The organism is Phenylobacterium aquaticum (assembly GCF_947378715.1).
Taxonomy (GTDB): Bacteria; Pseudomonadota; Alphaproteobacteria; order Caulobacterales; family Caulobacteraceae; genus Phenylobacterium; species Phenylobacterium aquaticum_A.
Window position 1 is genome coordinate 1 of sequence record NZ_CANCLE010000063.1, and the last position, 20,660, is coordinate 20,660.

A 20,660-nucleotide genomic window follows, 5' to 3' on the forward strand; every position below is an offset into this window, starting at 1 on the left:
CGCACGCAAAATCGATCGCAAGACACTGTCCCCCAGTTTGCGCCAGAATGGCGAAAGCCGCGCCGCCCGCAAGTTAATCCGAAGACAGATTTTCGGATTTCTCGCCTCGCCGAGGCAGGTCCTTGCGGACGGGGTCAGGCGCTCCAGGCAGGCCCGGAGACGGTGAGGACCTCTACGCCCATTGCCGTCATGGCGGCGATCTCCTCGGAAGTGGAAACACCCCAGACGCCCGTGGCGAGGCCCAGCGCCTTGGCCTCGGCCACCCGCTCGGCCGTGACGTCGGAGATGTGCGGCGACCACTCGCGCCCGCCATGGGCCAGGATGGCGCGCAGCTCGGAGCCCCCGAAATGGCGCGGATCGCTGCCGTCGGTCCAGGGCGAGTCGCCATTGGCCAGGGCGACCACCTTGGGCTTCATGGCGTCCGGCACGGTCAGGTGGGCGGTCGCGATTTCCGGGCGGCGCGCCTTCAGGTCGCGCAGCACCGACCAGTCGAAGGCGATGATCTTGGCGCGGTCCGCCCAGTCGGCGGCGTCGAGGTCACGCAGCACGGCATCGGTCAGGGCCACGGGATCGGCGGATTCCCGATAGTCGGCCGGGTCGGTCTTGATCTCCACGAAGATCCAGCGGCGCGGTCCTGGCGCGGCCGCCAGCGCCTGGAGCAGTCGCGGCAGGGTCGGCATAACTACACCGTCCATCCCGCGCTTGTGCGGGTAGCGGCGGGCGTAGGAGCCCCCTTCCCTCACCCGACCCAGGTCATAGGCCTGGAGTTCGGCCAGGGTGGCGTCGCGCAGCAGCGGGCCCGGCGCCTCCAGGAAGGCGCCGTTCAGCCGGCTGGAGTCGGCGGCGATCCGATAGTCGTGGTGGGCGACCACATGGCCATCGGCGGTCAGGTGAACATCGATCTCGATCCCGGCCACCGGCGCGTCGAGACAGGCCAGCGCGCCTTCGAGCGAATTGGTCGGCCAGAGGCCATAGCCACAGGCGCCGGCGATGATCTGGGGCTGGGACATGGAGCGACTCCGGTCGGCGGAACCCGGACCATAGCCCAGGTTCCGCGACAGGGATGCGTCGGCTACTTCATGTCCTGCAGGCGGGCGAGCGCGGCCTCGAGCTTGGTCTTGGCGGCCTCGGCCTCGTCCAGGCGCTCGCGGTTCTCCTCGATCACCTCTTCCTTGGCGCGGGCCAGGAAATCGGGATTGCCGAGCTTCTTCATCACATGGGCGACGTCGCTGGCGCGGGCGGCGATCTCCTTGGCCAGCCGCACCTTCTCGGCGGCGACATCGATGTGCTCAGCCACCGGCAGGGCATAGGTGTCCGCCCCCTCGATGAACGGCACCGACCCGGCGCTGGGGGCGGCCACAAAGCTGATGGCGTCGACCCGCAGCATGGTCTGGATGATCGCGGCGTTGGTCTCGAAGATCCGACGAACCTCGGCCGAGGCGTCGATAATCTCCAGGGCTGGCAGGCGCGCGCCACCGGGCACGCCCAGTTCGCTGCGCACTGCCCGGCCGCCGCCGATCGCGGCCACCAGGGTGGCGATCTCGGCCTCAGCCTTCGGATCGATCAGGCTCTCGGCCAGGTCCGGCCAGCGCGCCGAGATCAGCATGGACTCGGAACGGGCCGCGCCCAGGTCGGCGGTCTGGCGCCACAGTTCCTCGGTCAGGAACGGCATGACCGGGTGCAGCAGCTTCAGGATCACGTCCAGGACCCAGGCGGCGGTGGCCTGGGTCTCGGCCTTGGCGGCGCCGTCCTCGCCCTTGAGGATCGGCTTGGCGAGCTCGACATACCAGTCGCAGAAGCTGTTCCAGATGAAGCGATAGAGGGCGTTGGCCGCCCCGTCGAAGCCACAGCTGTCGATCGCCGCCGTCACGGCGGCGGCGGTGCGGACCGTCTCGCCGATGATCCAGCGGTTGAGAACCCCTTCGACCTTGGCGGGGTCGAAGCTCTCGGCCCGGGCGCAGCCGTTGAACTGGCAGAAATTGGCCGCGTTCCATAGCTTGGTGCCGAAGTTGCGATAGCCCTCGATCCGCTCCCGCGACAGCTTGATGTCGCGCGCCTGGCCCGACATGGCGGTGAGGGTGAAGCGCAGGGCGTCGGCCCCGTACTCGTCCACCAGTTCCAAGGGGTCCATGACGTTGCCCTTGGACTTCGACATCTTCTTGCCCTCCGCGTCGCGGACGAGGGCGTTGATGAAGACGCGATGGAACGGCACGTCGCCCATGAAGTGGAGGCCCAGCATCATCATCCGGGCGACCCAGAAGAAGATGATGTCGAAGCCGGTGACCAGGGTGTTGGTCGGGTAGAACCGCTTCAGGTCGGTGGTCTGTTCCGGCCAGCCAAGCGTCGAGAACGCCCACAGGCCAGAGGAGAACCAGGTGTCGAGCACATCCTCGTCCTGGCGCAGGGGTTCGTCGCGGCCATAGAGCTCGCGGGCCTGGCTTTTGGCCTCTGCTTCCGTCTCGGCGACGAAGATCTTGCCGTCCGGCCCGTACCAGGCCGGGATGCGGTGGCCCCACCAGAGTTGGCGCGAGATGCACCAGGGCTCGATGTTCCGCATCCACTCGAAATAGGTCTTCTCCCAGTGGCGGGGCTCGAAGACGGTCTTGCCCTCCTCCACCGCCTTGATGGCGGGCTGGGCCAGGACCTTGGCGTCGACGTACCACTGGTCGGTCAGATAGGGCTCGACCACGACGCCCGAACGGTCGCCGTGCGGAACCATGTGTCGGGTTTTCTCGATCCCGCGCAGCAGGCCGAGTTCCTCGAAGGTCTCGACCACCTTCTTGCGGGCCGCGAAGCGGTCCAGGCCCTGATAGTCGCGCGGCCCGTTGTCGTTGATGCGCGCGAAGTCGTCGAGGATGTTGATCTGCGGCAGGTTGTGGCGCTTGCCGACCTGGAAGTCGTTGAAATCGTGGGCGGGCGTGATCTTCACCGCGCCAGAGCCCTTTTCGGGATCGGCGTACTCGTCGGCGATGATCGGGATCGGCCGGTTCACGATCGGCAGGCGGACGGCCCGGCCGATCAGGTGCTTGTAGCGCTCGTCGCTCGGGTGCACGGCCACGGCGGTGTCGCCCAGCATGGTCTCGGGCCGGGTGGTGGCCACGACGATCTCGCCGGTGCCATCCTCCAGCGGATAGGCGAAGTGCCAATAGTGGCCGTCGACCTCGCGCTGTTCGACCTCGAGATCGGAAATGGCGGTCTGGAACTGGGGATCCCAGTTCACCAGCCGCTTGTCGCGATAGATCAGCTTGTCCTTGTGCAGCTTGACGAACACCTTGCGCACGGCCGCCGACAGGCCGTCGTCGAGGGTGAAGCGCTCACGGCTCCAGTCGCAGGAGGCGCCCAGGCGGCGCAGCTGATTGGTGATGATCCCGCCGCTCTCGGCCTTCCACTCCCAGACCTTGGCGATGAAGTCGTCGCGACCCAGGTCGCGCCGCGTGGCGTTGCCGGCGGCGGCCAGCTGGCGCTCGACCACCATCTGGGTGGCGATCCCGGCGTGGTCGGTGCCCGGCAGCCACAGGGCCGCCTTGCCGCGCATCCGCTCGAAGCGGATCAGCACGTCCTGCAGGGTGTTGTTCAGCGCGTGGCCGATGTGCAGCGAGCCGGTGACGTTCGGCGGCGGTATGACGATGGCGAACGGCGGGGCGTCAGGGTCAGCGATCGGCGCAAAGGCGCCCGAGGCTTCCCAGTCGGCATAGAGCCGGGGCTCAGCGGTTTTGGAGTCGAATGATTTTTCAAGCATGGTGATGGGGGCGGCGCTTAACAGAGGCGCCGCCCGCGTCAAGTTTCAGGTTGGATCGCAAGCGGCCAGGGACGGCGGGATTTCCCCGCCAGATGACAGCTTAGCGTACTCGCCCGCGGGCGATGCGCTCGACTTCCGCCTGGACCGTCGACTCGACGATGCGGGGCAGATTGTCGTCCAGCCACTGTTTCAGCAGCGGACGCAGCAGTTCGCGGACCACATCCTCAAGGGTGCGACCTTCGGCCGGCATGAGAATGCCGCTGGAGAGCGCGCCAAAGGCGGCGGCGGCGGCGGAGGCGGCGGGATCACCGACCAGGCCTTCACCCGGCATGAGGGCCGGCGGCGGTTCGGGAAGCGGCTCGGGTTCGGGTTCAGGTTCCGGCGCGGTGGCGTAGACGTCCAGATCGCCATGGCTCTCGACCTTCTCGGTCAGCTCCAGGACACCGTCGTCTTCCTCCAGCTCGGGAAGCGGCGGAAGCTCAGGCTCCGGCGCGGGCTCGGCTTCGACCTCGGCCGACGCCTCATCCGACGCGGGCGCATCATCCTCGGAGATGATGCGTCGGATGGAGGCAAGGATTTCCTCCATCGTCGGTTCTTGGGAAGACTGGTCGGACATGGGAGAACCGGCGCTCGTGCGAATGAAAGAATCCCGTGCGCAAGGGTATGCGCCCAGGGTTGATCCTGCAATTTCCGCCGGGGTGCGCAAGGGCGTATTCGTGCCGCGCGCGAATCCATCGTCCCATCGGCGGTTCGTGAAGCCTATTTGGCGGTGGCCACCGGCTTGTCGAGCGGCAACTCATGGGTCTTCGGGCTCAAAGCCGAATCGACCACGCTGATCGGCTCCTCCCACGGCACCCATCCCCAGGTGAGACGCAGTTTGCCGAAGTGGGTCTTCGGGTCGTAGCGCGGCACGGCCGGGGTCAGATATTGCGCCTGCAGGCGGCCCATCTGGTTCAGAACAGAGGCGGCTGCGACATATTCGTCATGGCGGGCGCCGACCTGGGCCAGCTCGGCCGAGCGCAGCTCCTGCTCGGCGTTCAGCACGTCGAGCGTGGTGCGCAGACCAACCTGCAGCTCCTGGCGCGTGCCCTCGGCCGCGATGCGCGCGGCCTTCACCTGTTGGTCGGTGGAGGCGATGTTCGCCCGGCTGGCGATCAAGGTGCTCCAGGCCTGGGTGATGGCCTGCAGCGAGGTCCGGCGCGCGGTCTCGATATTGATGCGGTCGGTGTTGTTCTTCTCGATCGCCGCCCGGACCCGGGAACTGGTCAGCCCGCCATTGAACAGCGGTACGGAGACGGCCGCGACGCCGGTCACGGCGCGCGACATCTTGTCGGTTTCCAGCGGATCGGCCGTGCCGCTCCAGCCCAGGCGACCCTGGATCGACACAGTCGGCATGCGCTCGGCCCGGGCGGCCGACAGGCGCGCGCGGCTGGCCTGCTCGGCGTATTCCGCCGCGCGGATCGCGGGATTGTCCACGGTCGCCGTATCGAAGGCCTGATCGACGCTGGCGGGCAGCAGGGCGGCCAGGGAGGGTTCGGGCGAGAGGTCACCCGGCGCCTGGCCGACCGCGGCGGCGTAGTTGCCACGGCTGATGGCCAGCTGGGCCTTGCCTGAGGCCAGCGAAGCCCTGGACGCTTCGAGCCGCGCCTCGGCCTGGGCGACGTCGGTGCGGGTGATCTCGCCCACATCGAAGCGGGCCTTGGATTCCTCGAACTGGCGCGTCAGGACTCCAAGATTGTTCTCATAGATCCGCACGGCTTCCTGGTCGCGGCGGACATCGACATAGGCCTGGATCACCGCGCCCAGCACCTGGCTCTCCACCCGGCGCAGATTTTCGCGACCTTGCAGGATGTCGGCCTCGGCGGCGGAGACCGCGGCGCCGACCCGGCCCCCGGTCCAGATGGGTTGGGTCAGAGTCAGGGTGCCGGAGGCGGCGTTGGCGGTGTGGATGCTGGTGCTGACCAGGGTGTCGGGAATGCCGTCGCCATTGGTGTCGGCATAGCCACGGCCGCCGGGCGTGCGGGTTTCCTGATAGGTCTCCTGGGCCGAGGCGCTCAGGGTCGGGCGGTAGCCGGAGCGCGCCTGAACCCAGCTCTCGTCCAGCTGACGCTGGGTGGCGCGCTGCGCCTGCAGGGTGGGGTTGCTGTCATAGGCGAGCGCGATCGCATCAGCCAGGGTTTCGGCGCAGGCGGGGCCAGCGACGAGCGCGCCAATCAGGCCCACGCACGACACCGCGGCCAAGAGGCCTCCGCGACGGCTATTGATCATTTGATATCCCCGACTACGGCGAGACAAAGCGCGCCTTATATGGCCGTCGTTTGGCATAGAGGCCAGTAGGCGGCACCTTAAGCTTTTTTCACCCAGAGGTTTCCCGGGTGTTTCACAAGGCTTCAGCGCCGATTCAGAAGGCGAAGCCCGCCTCCGGTTCAAAGCCCGCGAGCACCGGCGGCGTGGCGTCGAAGATGGTGCGGCGGCCGACGCCGTCCTCGGCCCGCAGATAGAGGCAGGCCTTGCCCACCGGGCCGTCACGTTCGATCACGCAGAGCCGGCCGGCCAGGGCCAGGGCGGCGGTCCAGGTCGCCGGGGCCCGGGCCACGGCGCCTTCGCAGATGATCAGGTCATAGCCCGCGCCGGGCGGCGACTTCAGATCGCCCTCGTCATAGCGGGTGACCGTCAGGCCCAGGGCCTCCAGCACGGCGGCGGCGTAGGGGGCGGCGATGGCCAAGGCCCTTTCGCCCTCCTTGGGCTTCAGGGTCTGCAGCAGCTTGGCGACATCGCGGGGCTTCAGCAGCACCCGGCCCGGCGCGTACTCCACCGCGTCGTCGGCATAGGCCAGATAGGCCTTGCCGGCCGGCACGAAGCTCTCGCGCGGGATGGCGCGCATGGCGTCGTGAATACGCACATCGGTGACATCGGAGGGCCGGACCTGGCTCTCCACCATGTTCAGACGGGCTTGGGCGAGATCAGACATGAACCCTCGAACCTGTTCGGGCGATTTGCGCGCTTATAGGTCCGCCCTTAACCGGAACGCAATGCGACCTTGCGAGAGAGATTGAATGGCGCGGAGGGTTCTGATAGCCCTCCGCCCTCTTAAAACTCCCGACGTGCGCAAAACGTCGGCGGCGGCCTGATGGCGGAGTGGTTACGCAGCGGACTGCAAATCCGTGCACCCCGGTTCGATTCCGGGTCAGGCCTCCAAACTTTCCCCAAACATGACAAGCAGTTTCCTGGGTTCGACAAGCTCGCCTGCGCGGCTAAGCTCGCCCCATGTGCGACACCCTCGTGGCCCTGCCCCGCTCCACCGCCCGCGGCGCGACTCTGTTCGCCAAGAACAGCGACCGTGAGCGCAACGAGGCCCAGGTGCTGGAGATCCACGGCCGGCGCGGCCGTGATCCCTCCGGCCAGCTCAAGCTGACCTACATCTCGATCCCGGACGTCGAGGCGACTCACGCCTGCCTGATCTCGCGGCCTTTCTGGATGTGGGGGGCGGAGATGGGCGCCAATGAGCATGGGGTGGTGATCGGCAATGAGGCCCTGCACGCCAGGACGCCGGCCCAGCGCCGCCGGGCGCTCACCGGCATGGACCTGCTGCGGCTGGGGCTTGAGCGCGCGGCCACCGCCGCCCAGGCCGTGGAGGTGATCGTCGACCTGCTCGAGCGGTATGGCCAGGGCGGCGACTGCGGCCACCTGGGGCGCTTCTACTACAACAATGGCTTCATCATCGCCGACGGCGCTGAGGCCTATGTGCTGGAGACGGCCGGGCGCTGGTGGGCGGTCCAGAAGGTGGCGGGGGTGCGGGCGCTCTCCAACGCCTACAGCATCGGGACCGACGCAGACCGGGTCAGTCCCGCCTTCGCCGAGCACGCGCGGGCCCAGGGCTGGACGGGCGCCGACGGCCGCTTCGACGTGGCCGCAAACCTGATCGACGAGGTGCGCGACCGGGCCAGCTTCGGCCGGGGCCGTTGCGCCCGGGGCCAGGGCTTGCTCGAACAGGGCGGCGACCAGCTGACGCCGGCGGCGATGATGGCGATCCTGCGCGACCACGGCGGGGCCGAGGGCTGGAGCCCGGCCGAGACCGTGGGCCGCACCATCTGCATGCACGCCGCCGAGGGACCGCGCCGCAGCCAGTCAGTGGCCTCAATGGTCTCGGAGATAGGTCCGAACCGCACGGTCCACTGGATGACCGGAAGCTCGGGCCCCTGCACCAGCCTGTTCAAGCCCATAGTCCTGGGCCTGCCCATGCCCGACCACGGCCCCGCCCCCACCGACCAGTTCGACGAGGCCAGTCTGTGGTGGGGCCATGAACGCCTGCACCGGGCCATGTTGAAGGACTTCCACGCCGGCCACGCCCTGATCGCCGCCGAGCGCGACGGGCTGGAGCAGGCCTTCGCCGCCCGGGTCGACGCGGCGAAGGATCACGCCGCCCTGTCCGCCGCCATCACCCTGTGCTGGCGCGAGGCCGAGGCCGCCGAGGCCCGCTGGAGAGGCGCCCTGCCCGCCTTTCCGGGCGGGGTGAACCGGACTGGGTATGAACGCAGCTGGGCCAGGCTCAATCAGGTGGCGGGGATTCCTCGAACGTGATCTCGTGGCGGCTGCAATGGAGATCCTGACATGAGCGACGGTGAATTCGGCGACAACCGGCCGGACCTTTCGGCCTTCTGGATGCCCTTCACCGCCAATCGGCAGTTCAAGGCGGAGCCGCGCCTGCTGGCCGAGGCCAAGGGCATGTACTACCGCACGCCCGAGGGCCAGGAGGTGCTGGATGGCACCTCGGGCCTCTGGTGCGTCAACGCCGGCCACGGCCGCGCCGAGATCGCCGAGGCGGTCAGCCGCCAGATCCTGACGCTGGACTTTGCGCCCACCTTCCAGATGGGCCATCCGATCGCCTTCGAATTCGCCCAGGCCCTGACGGCCATCGCCCCGCCGGGGCTGGATCGCATCTTTTTCACCGGATCGGGTTCCGAGTCCGTCGACACCGCGCTGAAGATCGCCATGGCCTATCATCGGTCACGCGGCGAAGGTCAGCGCACCCGGCTGATCGGGCGCGAGAAGGGCTATCACGGGGTCGGATTCGGCGGCATCTCGGTCGGCGGCCTGGTCAATAACCGCCGCACCTTCCTGACCCTGCCCGGCACGGACCACCTGCCCCACACCTTCGACCTGGCCCGCAACGCCTTCTCCAGGGGCCAGCCCGAGCATGGCGCGGAACTGGCCGACGAATTGGAGCGGATCGTGGCCCTGCATGGCGGGGAGACCATCGCCGCGGTGATCGTCGAGCCGGTCGCCGGCTCGGCCGGAGTGCTGCCCCCGCCCAAGGGCTATCTGCAGCGCCTGAGGAGCATCTGCGACAAGCATGGAATCCTGCTGATCTTCGACGAGGTGATCACCGGGTTCGGACGACTGGGAACGCCCTTCGCCAGTCACTATTTCGGGGTCACGCCGGACCTGATGACCACGGCCAAGGGCATCACCAACGGCACCCTGCCCATGGGGGCGGTCTTCGTGAAGCGCGAGGTGCACGACGCCTTGATGCATGGGCCGGAAGGCGCCATCGAACTGTTCCACGGCTACACCTATTCCGGCCACCCGGTGGCCTGCGCGGCGGGTCTGGCGACGCTTGAGATCTATGGCCGCGAAGACCTGTTCGCGCGCTGCGCGGCCACTGCGCCCCTGTGGGAGGAGGCGATCCATGGCATGGCCGACCTGCCCCACGTCATCGACATCCGCAATATCGGCATGATGGGGGCGATCGAGCTGGCGCCCCGGGACGGCGAGCCTGGCGCACGCGGCTATGAGATCCTGCTGGGCGCCTTGAAGGCCGGATTGCTGGTTCGGGCGACCGGCGACGTCATCGCCCTGTCGCCGCCGCTGATCGCGTCCGCCGACGATATCGGCAAGCTTTTCAGTCTGCTACGCGGCGTTCTTAGCAACATAAAATAGGCCTTCCATGAAAACCTACCGGATCGGCGTCATCGGCCTGGGCCAGCGCATCGCCCACGTCTTGTCGGCCATGAAGGAAGTGGGCTGGAGCCTCGACGTCGCCGTCCATGTCGACCCCGCCCCGGTCGGCGCCCCGATCATGGCGGCCGCCGAAATCGACCCCGGCCTTGAGGTCGCCACCCCGGCGGAGCTGTTCGCCCGGGGGCCCTATGACCTGGTGATGATCGGCTCGCCCAATCACCTGCACTTCGAACACCTCAACCTGGCGCTCGACGCCGGCTATCCGATCTTCGCCGAGAAGCCGATCGTCCGCACCGAGGAGGAGACCCTGGCGCTCGTCAGGCGGCTGTCCGGCGGCGACCTGCCACCCCTGTTCATCGGTCTGGTCATGCGCTCCATGTCGATCGTCCGCGAGGTGATCGCGCGGGTGGATTCGGGCGAGCTGGGCAAGGTGGTTTCCATCGACGCCACAGAGCATCTGCCGCCCGAACATGGTGGCTACCTGGCCCGCAACTGGCGCCGGCGACAGGAGTTCGGCGGCTCCTATCTGCTCGACAAGGTCTGCCACGATTTCGATATCTTCGGCCGCATCGCCGGCGCCCGGCCGGCCAAGGTGGCGAGCTTCGGCGGGCGCAGTATTTTCGTGGCCGAACGGGCGGATGCGCCCAAGACCTATAGTGACGGCCAGCCCGCCTACGCCCTGCGCGACGCCGGCTGGTCGAGCGCCAATGACGCCTTCCATTCCGACATGGATGTCACCGACCACCAGAACGCCCTGGTCGAATACGCCAACCAGGTCCGGCTCAGCTTCCACGCCAACAGCCATGTCGCCCTGCCTGAGCGGCGCTGGTACGTGGCTGGAACCGACGGCACCCTGCTGGCCGATCTGGTGCGCAACAAGCTGATGATCCGCAAGGCCATGGATCGCGGCAAGCCCGAGCGCATCGACTATGGCGGCCGCACCGAGGACAGCCACAATGGCGCCGACCAGTCCATGGCCCGCGACCTGTTGGCGACGCTGGAGGGTCGCCAACCCTTCCCGGTGACGCCGTTCGAATCCATGGAGGCCGGACTGACGGTCATGGCGATCGACCAGGCCATGACCGAGGGCCAGATGATCGACTGCGCCCCGATGTGGGCCCGCTATGACGCCGCGCGCGGGGCCTAGACCGGACGGACCAGGGCTTCGCCCAGCAGCTCCTGCAACAGCGGCGTCCGGGGATAGGGATGGTGCCGGTACTGGCGGAAGCCCTCGGCCATGGCGACGCCGAAGTCGCGGCCGCGCCGGCGGCACCAGGCCTCCATGGATTGAAGATGGTCGGGGATGCCGTGCTGGCGCGCCACCCAGTCGTCCTGGCTGACATGGACGGCCAGCATGGCGCGCTTGGCCTCGAACCCGGCCTCGATATTGGCCCCGAAGTCAGGGATCACTCGCACGCCCTCGCGGTCGCGGCCGCCAATCGGATCCATGAAATAGAGGTGGGGGATCGCCGCCAGGGCCTGGGCGGGGCCGGCCCGGTAGTTGGGCACGGACGACGCGAAGCAGCCGTCGCGAACCAGCACGCTCGTGGCCTCATGGTCGGGGTGATAGTCAGCCGGCGAGGCGGTCAGCACGATGTCCGGCTGGGCGGCGCGGATCACCTCGGTCACTTTGCGGCGGCAGGCGTCGTCGTTGAACACGCCCAGGTCCGGCACGCCGGCGCAGAGATAGCGGGCGCCGATCAGTTCGGCGGCGGCGGCGGCCTCGGCCCGACGGATGCGGGCCGTCTCCTCGGGCGGGGTGGTGCTGGAGCCCAGGTCCCCGGCGGTGACGGTGGCCGCCACCACCGTGTGGCCAGCGGCGGCCAGCAGGGCCAGGGTCCCGGCGCCCAGGGTCTCGATATCATCGGGGTGGGCGTGGATCGCCAGGATGGTGGTCATGGACAGGCCTCAGGTCAGGCCCTGGAGCCTAAACAGGGCCGGGACGAAAACCTAGGCCGCGGCGGCCGACGTCGCCGGCGGCGAAACCTGCGGCGCGGGCGCCACCGTCGCAGCCGGCGCGCGGCCCCAGGAGATCAGCTTCCAGCCGCGCTCATGCAGATAGAACAGGGTGATCTTGGTGAAGATCTCGAAGCTGGCGATGGCGCCGGCCGACTTGACGCTGCCGGTGATCAGCCAGCTCAGCATGAAGGTGTCGAGGGTCGCCACGGCGCGCCAGCTGGCGCCCTTGGCCACCGAGCGCCAATGGGCCTCGATCTCGCGGCCCCAGGCCAGGCGTTCCCAGACCCGCTCGTGGAAATAGAACAGGGCGATCTTGGTCAGGGCTTCGACCGAGGCGATCGACACCGACCACTTGGCGTTGCCGGTGACCAGATAGCTGAGGATGAAGGTGTCGAGGCTGCCGATCACCCGCCAGCTGACGCCCTTGATCAGGGAGCGCAGATGGTGCTCGGCCGGGCGGCGGACAGGTTCGGCGGGTTGAGACACGGCGGCGCTCCGACAAGACCTATGCGGTCACTAGGGATATAGGCGCCCGCGCCCTGCCCCGCGCGCCAGAAAGACTATCGACGCGGTGAGCGCGCCTGATGGCCCTGGACAAGATAATATGGCGCGTTTACTGCCAATATAATCACGTCGGAGGAACCCCATGCGTAAGTTGATCCTGCCGCTCATCCTGGCCCTGAGCGCGACCTCGGCCCTGGCCGCGCCGGCCAACCCCGCCCCGGGCCCAGACTTCGCCAACCGCCAGGACTTCGAGTTCGCGGACCATGGCTTCGTCGCCACCCGCAAGGACCCGCTGATCAAGGCCGCCGACGGCCGGGTGGTCTGGGACCTGTCGGCCTATGACTTCCTGAAAGGGCCCGCCCCGGCGACGGTCAATCCCAGCCTGTGGCGTCAGTCCCAGCTCTTGACCAAGCATGGCCTGTTCAAGGTGACCGAGGGCGTGTGGCAGGTGCGCGGCTTCGACATCTCCAACGTCACCTTCATCGCCGGCAAGACCGGCTGGATCGTCATCGACCCCCTGACCTCTCAGGAAGTCGCCAAGGCGGCCTATGAGCTGGTGACCGAGAACCTGGGCGCGCGGCCGGTCGTGGCCCTGATCTACACCCACAGCCACACCGACCACTTCGGCGGCGCGCGGGGCATGGTCGCCCAGGCTGATGTCGACGCCGGCAGGACCCAGGTGATCGCCCCGGCCGGATTCCTGGAGCATGCGGTCAGCGAGAACATCATCGCCGGCAACGCCATGGGCCGCCGCGCCACCTATCAGTTCGGCTATTTCCTGCCCAAGGGCCCCATGGGCCAGGTCTCGTCCGGCATCGGGGCGGCGATCAGCCCCGGAACCCAGACCTTGATCCCGCCGACCGTCAGCATCACCGCGACCGGCCAGGAGATGGTGGTCGACGGCGTACGACTGCAGTTCCAGATCACCCCGGGGACCGAGGCGCCCTCGGAGATGAACATCTATCTCCCCGATCTCCACGCCCTGTGCATGGCCGAGAACGCCAACGCCTCGCAGCACAATGTGCTGACGCCGCGCGGCGCCCTGGTGCGCGACGCCAAGGCCTGGGCCGACTATCTGACCGAGTCGATCCGGCTCTATGGCGACAAGACCGATGTGATGTTCACCAGCCACGCCTGGCCCCGGTTCGGCCAGGCCGTGGTCGACGACTTCCTGGCCAAGCATCGGGACGCCTACAAATATCTGCACGACCAGACGGTGCGGATGATGAACGAGGGGCTGACCGGCAATGAGATCGCCAATCGGCTCAAGCTGCCGCCGGCCCTGGATCGCGAGTGGTACAATCGCGGCTATTACGGCTCCCTCAGCTTCAACAGCCGGGCGGTCTATCAGCGCTATATGGGATGGTACGACGGCAATCCGGTGAACCTCACCCCGCTGGAGCCCGCCGACGAAAGCGCCCGCTATGTGGCGGCCATGGGCGGGGCGAAGAAGGTGCTGGCCGCCGCGCGGGCGGCGCATGCCACGGGCGACGACCGCTGGGCGTCACAATTGCTGAACCGCCTGGTCTATGCCGACGCCAAGAACCAGCCGGCCCGCGACCTGTTGGCCCAGGTCTATGACTCCATGGCCTATGCGACGGAGAACGCCATCTGGCGCAACATGTACCTTTCGGCCGCCTCGGAACTGCGCGGCGGGATCAAGACCGGCGGCGGGGCCGGCGTCTCCATCGACCTGATCCGCAACATGACCACCCCGATGCTGCTGGACCTGATGTCGGTGCGGCTGAACGCCGACAAGGCGGGCGCCGACCACGCCACGGTCGATCTGGTGTTCCCGGATCGCAAGGAACATTTCCGGGTGGCGGTGACGAATGGCGTGCTGATCTGGGAGGCCGATCCCAAGGCGGGCGCGACCGACGCCACCCTGACCCTGAACCGGCCCGTGTTCCTGATGATGGCGATGGCCGGCGGCAACCTGGCCGCCATGACCCAGTCGGGTCAGGCCAAGGTCGAGGGCGACCCGGCGGCGTTCGGCAAGATGATGAGCTGGATGGACGCCTTCAAGCCGAACTTCCCGATCGTCTGGCGGCCGTGAGGCTCGGGGACGCGGCGGGCCGCGTCCCCTGCCCTGTTCAGTGGGCCTGCAGCGAGGCCTTGGCGTTCTCGCGCTTGGCCCCGGTGCGCAGGCTGGCGACCTCGGTCGGCGCGACCGGCTTGGCCTTGTTGCCCCAGGCGCCGCGCACATAGGTCAGGATCGAGGAGATCTCGGTGTCCGAGAGCTCACCGCCAAAGGCCGGCATGCCGCCCCGGCCATTGAGCACCCGGCCGATCGGCTCCTTGGGATCGCCTTGCGCGACCTTGCTGCCGGCCAGGGCCGGGAAGGCCCCGGGCACGCCCTTGCCGGTGACCTGGTGACAGGCCGAGCAGTTCTCCTGGAACAGGTGCTGGCCGTCGGCGGCCAGGCTGGGCGTGGCGGACAGGGCCGTGAACGCCACGGCCAGCGAGAGGGCGATACGCATGGTCTAACTCCAGATCAGGCGGCGTGGACGCGGGCGTGAAGCTTGGCGATCTGCTGCCAGGCCGATTCGATGCCACCGGCCTGCCAGCCGGTGAGATAGGACAGGTGTTCGCCGGTCAGATAAACCCGGCCGTCCGGCTCGCAGAGCAGCGGATAGGCGTCCTTGCGGCTTTCGTCGCTCCACTGGGCCCAGCCGCCCAGATTGTGCTCGATCCGGTGCCAGGACGCCGAGAACGAGGTCTCCACATTGTCGGCGAACTCAGGGAACACTTTTGAGCCGGCCTTGGCGGACAGGGCCTGGCGCTCGGCCGGCGACAGGGCCGAGACCTTCGCGGCGTTGGCCCCGAACTGGTAGTAGCCCAAGATGATGCCCTTCTTGCTCTGCCAGCCGGTGGAGGGCAGCGCCATCGAGTTGATGTCGGCGTCGTCGTAATAGATGTGACCGCCATAGATGTGGTGGTCCTCTTCCCAGAACCGGCGCTTCATCTGCATGCCGATCTTGCCGACCAGGGCGTAGGAGACGGCGCCGATCGCTTCCTTGAACGGCTTGGACACCTCAATGTCCATCTGGCGGAGAACCGAGAGCGGGATGGCGCAGATGCAGTAGTCGGCCTTGATCACACCCGACACGCCGTCGCCGTCGACATAGGCCACCTCGACGCCCTTGTCGTTCTGGCGCAGCTTCTTCACGACGTGATTGTAGCGGATCAGCTTGCCGATCGCGCCTTCGAAGCCCTTGGCGATGCGGTCCATGCCGCCCACCGGCTGGAACATGGTGCGCTGCTGGTCATAGGCCGTGACCGAGGACAGGGTCCGCCAGGCGTTGGAGTGCAGGACGTCGGCGAAGGGGTACGGGGTCGAGGCCTTGCCGGGACCGGGCACGACGCCAGGACCCGGATCAACGTCGAAGCCGCGACCTTCCGTGCCCTTATAGGCCAGGTCGTTGGTCAGATAGCCTTCGTGGACCAGGTAGGCGATGAAGGCCTCGCGGTCGTCGGCGGTCATCTGCTGGTCCAGGGCGCCCTGCTTGACCTGCTTGGCCAGCATCTCGGAGGCGGCGCCGCGGATATCGGCGGCCACCTGGCCCTTGCGAACCGGCTTGCCGGCGAGCGGGCCCTTGCCCTTGTCGAACATCACATAGGAGTTGTCGTTGTCGTTGACGAAAATCTCCAGCGGGACGTTGAATTCCTTGGTGTAATGCAGGGTCGACTGGTGGTGGTAGGGGATCCGCCAGGGGCCGTGATTGATGTACAGCCCGTCGTCGAAGTCGCAGTTCTGGGTCTCGCCGCCGAGCTCGGTCAGCTGGAAGCCCTTGCGCGCCGTCTGGCAGCGGCCGCCGGCGAACCCGCGAGCCTCGAGCACCACCACGTCATAGCCGGCGCGGGACAGTTCATAGGCCGAGGTCATGCCGGCGACGCCCGCGCCCAGCACTACGACCCGCTTGCCGCCGCCGCCGGACAGCTTGGGCGGCGCGGCCTGGGCCGAGGCGATCCCAAAGCCCAGGGCGCTCATGCCGGCCATCAACAGCGAGGAGCCGCCGATCCCGCCAAGCCCCTCGAGGAACCGACGCCGGGAAAATCCGCCGCCCATCATGAATTGAGAACCCATCTTTTATCCCCGCTCCCCTGCGACAATCCTGCGCGCGCGGAGGGGAGTCCGTCCACGCCGGAAATCACGCCTTCGATGGACTGGGAAAAGACGCCTCGCCTCACCGTCCGCCAACATCGGCCATTCAAATGCTCGCGGGAAGACACCGTGCGTCGGAACCGCGTTGAATGGGGTCAATGGAGGAACCGCCCCCCCTGGTGACAATCGCGATCTTGTCAGTCTGCCTATGAGTTTCACAAATGGCTGGAGGGCGCCCAAAGCTTGGGCGTTCGGCATATGGATCGGGCGCCTGCCCGAATCCGCAGCTAGAGTCGGGCGGTTCACGGGCGCCAGCGGCGTCTCAACAGCTCTGGGGGAGGCGTCATGAAAACCGCTCTGTTCGTCGGCCTGATCGCGGTTCTGCTGGCCGGCGCAAGCCTCGCCCAGGCCGAGGATGGCCGATCGCTCTGCGCCAACCGCCCGGGCAAGGGCTCGCCGCCCTGCGTGCTGGATCAGGGCCGGTTCCAGGTGGAGGTCAGCGGCGTCGACTACAGCCGCGACCGCACGGCCGGCGTGACCACCGAAACCACCCTGATCGGCGATCTGGGGTTGAGATACGGCCTCACCCCCACGCTGGAGGCGGAACTGGCTTGGTCACCCTATGAGCAGAGCCGACAGCACGGCGGCGGCCCGTCGAGTCGGACCAGCGGGGCCGGCGACCTGACCCTGGGCTTCCGGAAATCCCTGGCCAATCCTGACGGCTCAGGGGTGTCGGTGGCGATCCAGCCCTTCGTCACCGCCCCCACGGGCCACAGCGGCATCGGCGCCGACGCCTGGCAGGGCGGCGTGGTCGTTCCCGTGGCCATCGCGCTCAGCGACTCGCTCGGCCTGGGCCTGACGACGGAGGTCGATGTCGCCGCCAATTCGAGCGGCCACGGCTCCCACGCCGCCGGGTCCTTCGTGGTCGGGCTTGGCAAGGCGGTCGGGCCCGTCAGCCTGGGCGTTGAATTGTGGACCGGGGTCGACGACGACCCGGCCGGCCGCACCACCCAGGCCAGCTTCGACCTCTCGGCCGCCTGGGTCCCCCAGAGCCTGCCTAACCTGCAGTTCGACGTCGGGCTCAATGCCGGGCTGAACCCGGACACGCCGGACCTGGAGGCCTATTGCGGCCTGGCCCGGCGCTTCTAGGTCGTCAGCGGCCCTTGAAGTCGGCCTTCCGCTTCTCGAGGAAGGAGGTCATGCCCTCCCGGAAGTCCTCGGTGCGGAACAGCTGCATCAATTGCAGGAAGACGTGGTGGACGTGGTCGTTGAACGTCTCCTGCAGGCCCATGCGCATCAGCCGCTTGGAGCTCTGCACCGCAAGCGGCGCATTGGCGGCGATCTCGGCGGCCAGGGCGCGGGCCCTGGCGGCGACTTCGGCGTCCGGAACGACATGGTTGGCCAGGCCGAGTTCCAGGCTCTCCTGGGCGGTCAGGGTGCGTCCGGTGAAGATCAGCTCCGAGGCCTTGGCCCAGCCGATCATCCGGGGCAGATACCAGGTGCCGCCGCTCTCCGGCACGATGCCGCGCTTGACGAAGGCCGCCGCCATCTTGGCGCCCTGCGCCATCACCCGCATGTCGCAGCCCAGGGCGATGTCCATGCCATAGCCCGCCGCCGACCCGTTCAGGGCGCAGATCGACGGCTTGTCGAGGGCGAACAGGACGGTGGGCGGGGTGTTGCGCAGGTCGAGGTCTACGGCGACCCGCTGGGTCTGTCCGCCGATCCCCGTGCCTTGGGTGGCGCTGACCAGGTCGAGGCCGGCGCAGAAGGCCCGGCCCGCGCCGGTGAGCAGGATGACCTTCACCTCCGGATCGGCGTTGGCCTTGAGCAACAGCTGGGTCAGCTGGTCCAGCATGGGACCGGAAATGGTGTTCAACCGCTCCGGGCGATTGAGGGTCAGGGTCGCTATGCCCTCGGACACCTCATAGAGGACTTCATCCGACGTCGCCGCCGCCGGCTTGTTCAGCGTCTCGCTCATGGCCCGTTTCTCCCTTGTCTCTTTGCCCGCCAGCTAAGGACCACGCGGCGCAGCGCGCAAGCCTGACCTGGGGTCAAAGACTACGAAGGATGGCCCGCACAGGGGCGGCGTCGGCGCCTTCCAGCCGCAACGGCGGGGCGATCAGCTCATAGAGCCCGTCCTCCACCCCATCCAGCACCAGGCCCTCAAGGATCGCCATCCGCCAGCGCCGCACCGCCTGGTGGCCGACCAGATCCTTGGCGGTCTCGGGATCGAGGGACGGGCTGTCTATGCCGATCAGCACCACCCCGGCCGCGCCCAGATGGTCGACCAGCTCCGGCGACGGGCAGCGATAGTCCGAGCGCCAGGCTTCGTGCGGGAACTGGTCATAGGTCCGCAGCAGCACCCGACGCACCCCGGGCTTCAGCCGGCCCTCGACCTCGGACCGCGCGATGCGCTCCCCTGCCCCGCGCGCGGTGATCACCTGGGCCGGGCCGAGATAGGGAGCCAGCGGGACCTGGCCGATGGTCTCGCCGGCCGGGTCGTAGTGCAGCGGCGCGTCGGCATGGGCGCCGGAATGGGTGGACAGAGTCAGGCGGCTGACATTGACCGGGCAGTCGCCCTCCAGCAGCCAGGTGCGGACTTCCTCATAGGCGGTGTCGCCCGGCCAGACCGGCAGGCCGGGGCGCAGGGGCTGGCTGATGTCCCAGATCCGCCGGCCGGTCTCGTCGGTCTCGCTCATAGTCCGGTCCGGACCTGGAACAGTTCGGGAAAGAAGGAGCCGGACAGGGCGCGGGCCAGATAGCTGGCGCCCGAGGAGCCCCCCGTGCCGCCCTTGAAGCCGATGATCCGCTCGACGGTCTTCAGATGGGCGAAGCGCCATTGCTGGAAGCGGAACTCCAGGTCGACCAGCTTCTCGGCCAGTTCATAGAGGTCCCAATAGCGGACCGGATCGCGATAGACCTCGGCCCAGGCGGCGACCACGGCGGGATCGGCCACATGCGGGGTGCGCAGGTCGCGGCCCAGCACTGCGGCGGGAATGGCGAAGCCGCGCCGGGCCAGCAGGCGGACGCACTCGTCATAGAGGCTGGGGGCGGAAAGCTCCGCCGACAGCCCCGCATGGGCCGGGGTCTCCTCGTGGACCTTCAGCATCTCGGCGTCTTTGGCCCCCATCAGGAACTCCAGCATCCGGTACTGGTGCGACTGGAAGCCCGAGCTCTGGCCCAGGTGCGGGCGGATCAGGGCGTATTCGCTGGGGGTCATGGTGGCCAGCACGTCCCAGGACTGGATCAGCTGGCCCTGGATGCGGCTGACCCGCGAGATCATCTTGAAGGCCGGCCCGAGATCATTGGCGGCGATCTGGGCGCGGGCGGCGGCCAGTTCGTGGATCGACAGCTTCAGCCACAACTCCGAGGCCTGGTGGATGATGATGAACAGCAGTTCGTCATGCACCGGCGAGCGCGGGTTCTGGGCGGACAACAGCTTGTCGAGGTCCAGATACTGGCCATAGCTGATGTCGGGACGGGCGTGGATCTGCTCGGTCATGTGACGGCCGCCTTCTGGTGGAACCGGGCCTCGCGCCACTGGCCGCTCTCCATCACCTGGACCAGCCGCTCGACAGCCTCCCAGACATCGACGTGGCGGACATAGAGCGGAGTGAAGCCGAAGCGCAGGATGTCGGGGGCGCGGAAATCGCCGATCACCTCGCGGGCGATCAGGGCCTGCATGATGGCGTAGCCCTCCCGGTGGGCCAGGGCGACCTGGCTGCCTCGGGCCCGGGCGTCGCGCGGACAGGCGATCTCGAAGCCATGTCCGGCGCAGCGTTGTTCGACCAGCTCCAGGAACAGGTCGCCCAGCGCCATGGACTTGGCGCGGATCTGGCCCATGTCGACGCCGTCGAAGGCCTCCAGGGCGGCCTCCAGCGCGGTCATGCCCAGCACCGGCGGCGTGCCGCACAGGGCCCGGGCCAGGCCCTGGCCGGGTTCGTAGGCGTCCACGAATTCGAAGGGCCGCGCATGGCCCATCCAGCCCGACAGCGGCGAGCGGAAGGCCTCGTGGTGACGGCGCGCCACGAAGGCGAAGGCCGGGGCGCCTGGTCCGCCGTTCAGGTACTTGTAGCCGCAGCCGACCGCCAGGTCGGCGCCACAGCCGTTCAGGTCCACCGCAAGCGCGCCGGCGGAATGGCTGAGATCCCAAAGCGCTAGGGCCCCAACCTCGTGCGCCCTGGCGGTCAGGGCGGCCATGTCATGCAGACGGCCGGACTTGTAGTGAACCTGGGTCAGCAGCAGCAGGGCGACGCTGTCATCCAGGGCCTCGGCGATCTGGTCGGCGGGCACGGTGCGCAGCTCCACGTCACCGGCGAACGCGGCCAGGCCCTGGAGCACATAGAGGTCGGTCGGGAAATTTCCGGGCTCCGACAGGATCACCTTGCGGCC

General features: G+C 68.1%; 18 protein-coding genes and 1 tRNA gene. 6 read left to right on the plus strand and 13 right to left on the minus strand.

The features are described 5' to 3' along the window. Nucleotides 1–134: 134 nt before the first annotated feature. The 5 genes from Q7P21_RS10275 to Q7P21_RS10295 form a co-directional block, all read right to left on the minus strand. Nucleotides 135–1,010, minus strand: a complete 876-nt coding sequence (locus Q7P21_RS10275; RefSeq protein ID WP_304177017.1) for a glycerophosphodiester phosphodiesterase family protein — start codon at nucleotides 1,008–1,010, stop codon at nucleotides 135–137. Between the two features lie 62 nt (nucleotides 1,011–1,072). Then, on the minus strand, nucleotides 1,073–3,739 hold the full coding sequence (locus Q7P21_RS10280; RefSeq protein ID WP_304177018.1) for a valine--tRNA ligase: 2,667 nt from the start codon (nucleotides 3,737–3,739) through the stop codon (nucleotides 1,073–1,075). A gap of 100 nt (nucleotides 3,740–3,839) precedes the next feature. Beyond that, nucleotides 3,840–4,355 (minus strand): DUF2497 domain-containing protein, encoded by a 516-nt coding sequence (locus tag Q7P21_RS10285; RefSeq protein WP_304164509.1) that lies wholly within the window; start codon nucleotides 4,353–4,355, stop codon nucleotides 3,840–3,842. Between the two features lie 143 nt (nucleotides 4,356–4,498). Further along, nucleotides 4,499–5,971 (minus strand): TolC family outer membrane protein, encoded by a 1,473-nt coding sequence (locus Q7P21_RS10290; protein WP_368670074.1) that lies wholly within the window; start codon nucleotides 5,969–5,971, stop codon nucleotides 4,499–4,501. Nucleotides 5,972–6,140: 169 nt separating this feature from the next. Beyond that, nucleotides 6,141–6,710, minus strand: a complete 570-nt coding sequence (locus Q7P21_RS10295) for a protein-L-isoaspartate O-methyltransferase (RefSeq protein ID WP_304177020.1) — start codon at nucleotides 6,708–6,710, stop codon at nucleotides 6,141–6,143. Nucleotides 6,711–6,863: 153 nt separating this feature from the next. Here Q7P21_RS10295 and Q7P21_RS10300 point away from each other — a divergent pair. From Q7P21_RS10300 to Q7P21_RS10315, 4 genes are all read left to right on the plus strand, one after another. Beyond that, nucleotides 6,864–6,937, plus strand: a tRNA-Cys gene (locus Q7P21_RS10300). Between the two features lie 69 nt (nucleotides 6,938–7,006). Beyond that, the gene (locus tag Q7P21_RS10305; RefSeq protein ID WP_304164482.1) at nucleotides 7,007–8,320 is read left to right on the plus strand and encodes a C69 family dipeptidase; all 1,314 of its coding nucleotides are present in this window, start codon (nucleotides 7,007–7,009) and stop codon (nucleotides 8,318–8,320) included. A gap of 30 nt (nucleotides 8,321–8,350) precedes the next feature. Continuing rightward, nucleotides 8,351–9,679 carry an aspartate aminotransferase family protein gene (locus tag Q7P21_RS10310; protein WP_304164480.1) on the plus strand — a complete coding sequence of 443 codons (1,329 nt, stop codon included), beginning with the start codon at nucleotides 8,351–8,353 and terminating at the stop codon, nucleotides 9,677–9,679. Between the two features lie 7 nt (nucleotides 9,680–9,686). Beyond that, the gene (locus Q7P21_RS10315) at nucleotides 9,687–10,847 is read left to right on the plus strand and encodes a Gfo/Idh/MocA family protein (RefSeq protein WP_304177023.1); all 1,161 of its coding nucleotides are present in this window, start codon (nucleotides 9,687–9,689) and stop codon (nucleotides 10,845–10,847) included. Here Q7P21_RS10315 and Q7P21_RS10320 read toward each other — a convergent pair. Next, a complete protein-coding gene (locus tag Q7P21_RS10320; protein WP_304164476.1) occupies nucleotides 10,844–11,599 on the minus strand; it encodes a PIG-L family deacetylase in 756 nt (251 codons plus the stop codon). The two genes, Q7P21_RS10315 and Q7P21_RS10320, sit on opposite strands and share 4 nt — an antisense overlap. A gap of 51 nt (nucleotides 11,600–11,650) precedes the next feature. Beyond that, nucleotides 11,651–12,145, minus strand: coding sequence for a DUF2061 domain-containing protein (locus Q7P21_RS10325; protein WP_304164474.1), 495 nt, complete (start codon nucleotides 12,143–12,145; stop codon nucleotides 11,651–11,653). A gap of 160 nt (nucleotides 12,146–12,305) precedes the next feature. Here Q7P21_RS10325 and Q7P21_RS10330 point away from each other — a divergent pair, with 160 nt between their 5' ends. Continuing rightward, nucleotides 12,306–14,219 (plus strand): alkyl/aryl-sulfatase, encoded by a 1,914-nt coding sequence (locus Q7P21_RS10330; RefSeq protein WP_304177025.1) that lies wholly within the window; start codon nucleotides 12,306–12,308, stop codon nucleotides 14,217–14,219. A gap of 37 nt (nucleotides 14,220–14,256) precedes the next feature. On the opposite strand, the gene Q7P21_RS10335 is transcribed toward Q7P21_RS10330, so the two are convergent. Then, nucleotides 14,257–14,643: a cytochrome c gene (locus Q7P21_RS10335; protein ID WP_304164469.1), complete on the minus strand. Its 387-nt coding sequence runs from the start codon at nucleotides 14,641–14,643 to the stop codon at nucleotides 14,257–14,259. Between the two features lie 14 nt (nucleotides 14,644–14,657). Continuing rightward, nucleotides 14,658–16,250 carry a flavin monoamine oxidase family protein gene (locus Q7P21_RS10340; protein ID WP_304164466.1) on the minus strand — a complete coding sequence of 531 codons (1,593 nt, stop codon included), beginning with the start codon at nucleotides 16,248–16,250 and terminating at the stop codon, nucleotides 14,658–14,660. Nucleotides 16,251–16,613: 363 nt separating this feature from the next. Here Q7P21_RS10340 and Q7P21_RS10345 point away from each other — a divergent pair, with 363 nt between their 5' ends. Continuing rightward, nucleotides 16,614–17,417: a transporter gene (locus Q7P21_RS10345; protein WP_304177027.1), complete on the plus strand. Its 804-nt coding sequence runs from the start codon at nucleotides 16,614–16,616 to the stop codon at nucleotides 17,415–17,417. Between the two features lie 4 nt (nucleotides 17,418–17,421). Here the strand turns inward: Q7P21_RS10345 and Q7P21_RS10350 are convergent, their stop codons facing one another. The 4 genes from Q7P21_RS10350 to Q7P21_RS10365 all read right to left on the minus strand — a co-directional run. Beyond that, entirely contained in the window at nucleotides 17,422–18,246 is an 825-nt protein-coding gene (locus tag Q7P21_RS10350) for an enoyl-CoA hydratase/isomerase family protein (protein WP_304164462.1), read from the minus strand. Between the two features lie 73 nt (nucleotides 18,247–18,319). Next, nucleotides 18,320–18,967, minus strand: a complete 648-nt coding sequence (kynB, locus tag Q7P21_RS10355; RefSeq protein ID WP_304164459.1) for an arylformamidase — start codon at nucleotides 18,965–18,967, stop codon at nucleotides 18,320–18,322. After that, on the minus strand, nucleotides 18,964–19,770 hold the full coding sequence (locus Q7P21_RS10360; protein ID WP_304177029.1) for a tryptophan 2,3-dioxygenase: 807 nt from the start codon (nucleotides 19,768–19,770) through the stop codon (nucleotides 18,964–18,966). The genes kynB and Q7P21_RS10360 overlap by 4 nt, the downstream gene beginning before the upstream one ends. Further along, nucleotides 19,767–20,660 (minus strand): kynureninase (locus Q7P21_RS10365; RefSeq protein WP_304177030.1); only part of this gene is annotated, 894 nt, incomplete at its 5' end. The genes Q7P21_RS10360 and Q7P21_RS10365, both read right to left, overlap by 4 nt.

What these genes read in the sequence shown, in the direction of transcription:
- Q7P21_RS10275 (WP_304177017.1), bottom strand. Translation starts at nt 1,010, where the DNA reads ATGTCCCAGCCCCAGATCATCGCCGGCGCCTGTGGCTATGGCCTCTGG.
- Q7P21_RS10280 (WP_304177018.1), bottom strand. Translation starts at nt 3,739, where the DNA reads ATGCTTGAAAAATCATTCGACTCCAAAACCGCTGAGCCCCGGCTCTAT.
- Q7P21_RS10285 (WP_304164509.1), bottom strand. Translation starts at nt 4,355, where the DNA reads ATGTCCGACCAGTCTTCCCAAGAACCGACGATGGAGGAAATCCTTGCC.
- Q7P21_RS10295 (WP_304177020.1), bottom strand. Translation starts at nt 6,710, where the DNA reads ATGTCTGATCTCGCCCAAGCCCGTCTGAACATGGTGGAGAGCCAGGTC.
- Q7P21_RS10305 (WP_304164482.1), top strand. Translation starts at nt 7,007, where the DNA reads ATGTGCGACACCCTCGTGGCCCTGCCCCGCTCCACCGCCCGCGGCGCG.
- Q7P21_RS10310 (WP_304164480.1), top strand. Translation starts at nt 8,351, where the DNA reads ATGAGCGACGGTGAATTCGGCGACAACCGGCCGGACCTTTCGGCCTTC.
- Q7P21_RS10315 (WP_304177023.1), top strand. Translation starts at nt 9,687, where the DNA reads ATGAAAACCTACCGGATCGGCGTCATCGGCCTGGGCCAGCGCATCGCC.
- Q7P21_RS10320 (WP_304164476.1), bottom strand. Translation starts at nt 11,599, where the DNA reads ATGACCACCATCCTGGCGATCCACGCCCACCCCGATGATATCGAGACC.
- Q7P21_RS10330 (WP_304177025.1), top strand. Translation starts at nt 12,306, where the DNA reads ATGCGTAAGTTGATCCTGCCGCTCATCCTGGCCCTGAGCGCGACCTCG.
- Q7P21_RS10335 (WP_304164469.1), bottom strand. Translation starts at nt 14,643, where the DNA reads ATGCGTATCGCCCTCTCGCTGGCCGTGGCGTTCACGGCCCTGTCCGCC.
- Q7P21_RS10340 (WP_304164466.1), bottom strand. Translation starts at nt 16,250, where the DNA reads ATGGGTTCTCAATTCATGATGGGCGGCGGATTTTCCCGGCGTCGGTTC.
- Q7P21_RS10345 (WP_304177027.1), top strand. Translation starts at nt 16,614, where the DNA reads ATGAAAACCGCTCTGTTCGTCGGCCTGATCGCGGTTCTGCTGGCCGGC.
- Q7P21_RS10350 (WP_304164462.1), bottom strand. Translation starts at nt 18,246, where the DNA reads ATGAGCGAGACGCTGAACAAGCCGGCGGCGGCGACGTCGGATGAAGTC.
- kynB (WP_304164459.1), bottom strand. Translation starts at nt 18,967, where the DNA reads ATGAGCGAGACCGACGAGACCGGCCGGCGGATCTGGGACATCAGCCAG.
- Q7P21_RS10360 (WP_304177029.1), bottom strand. Translation starts at nt 19,770, where the DNA reads ATGACCGAGCAGATCCACGCCCGTCCCGACATCAGCTATGGCCAGTAT.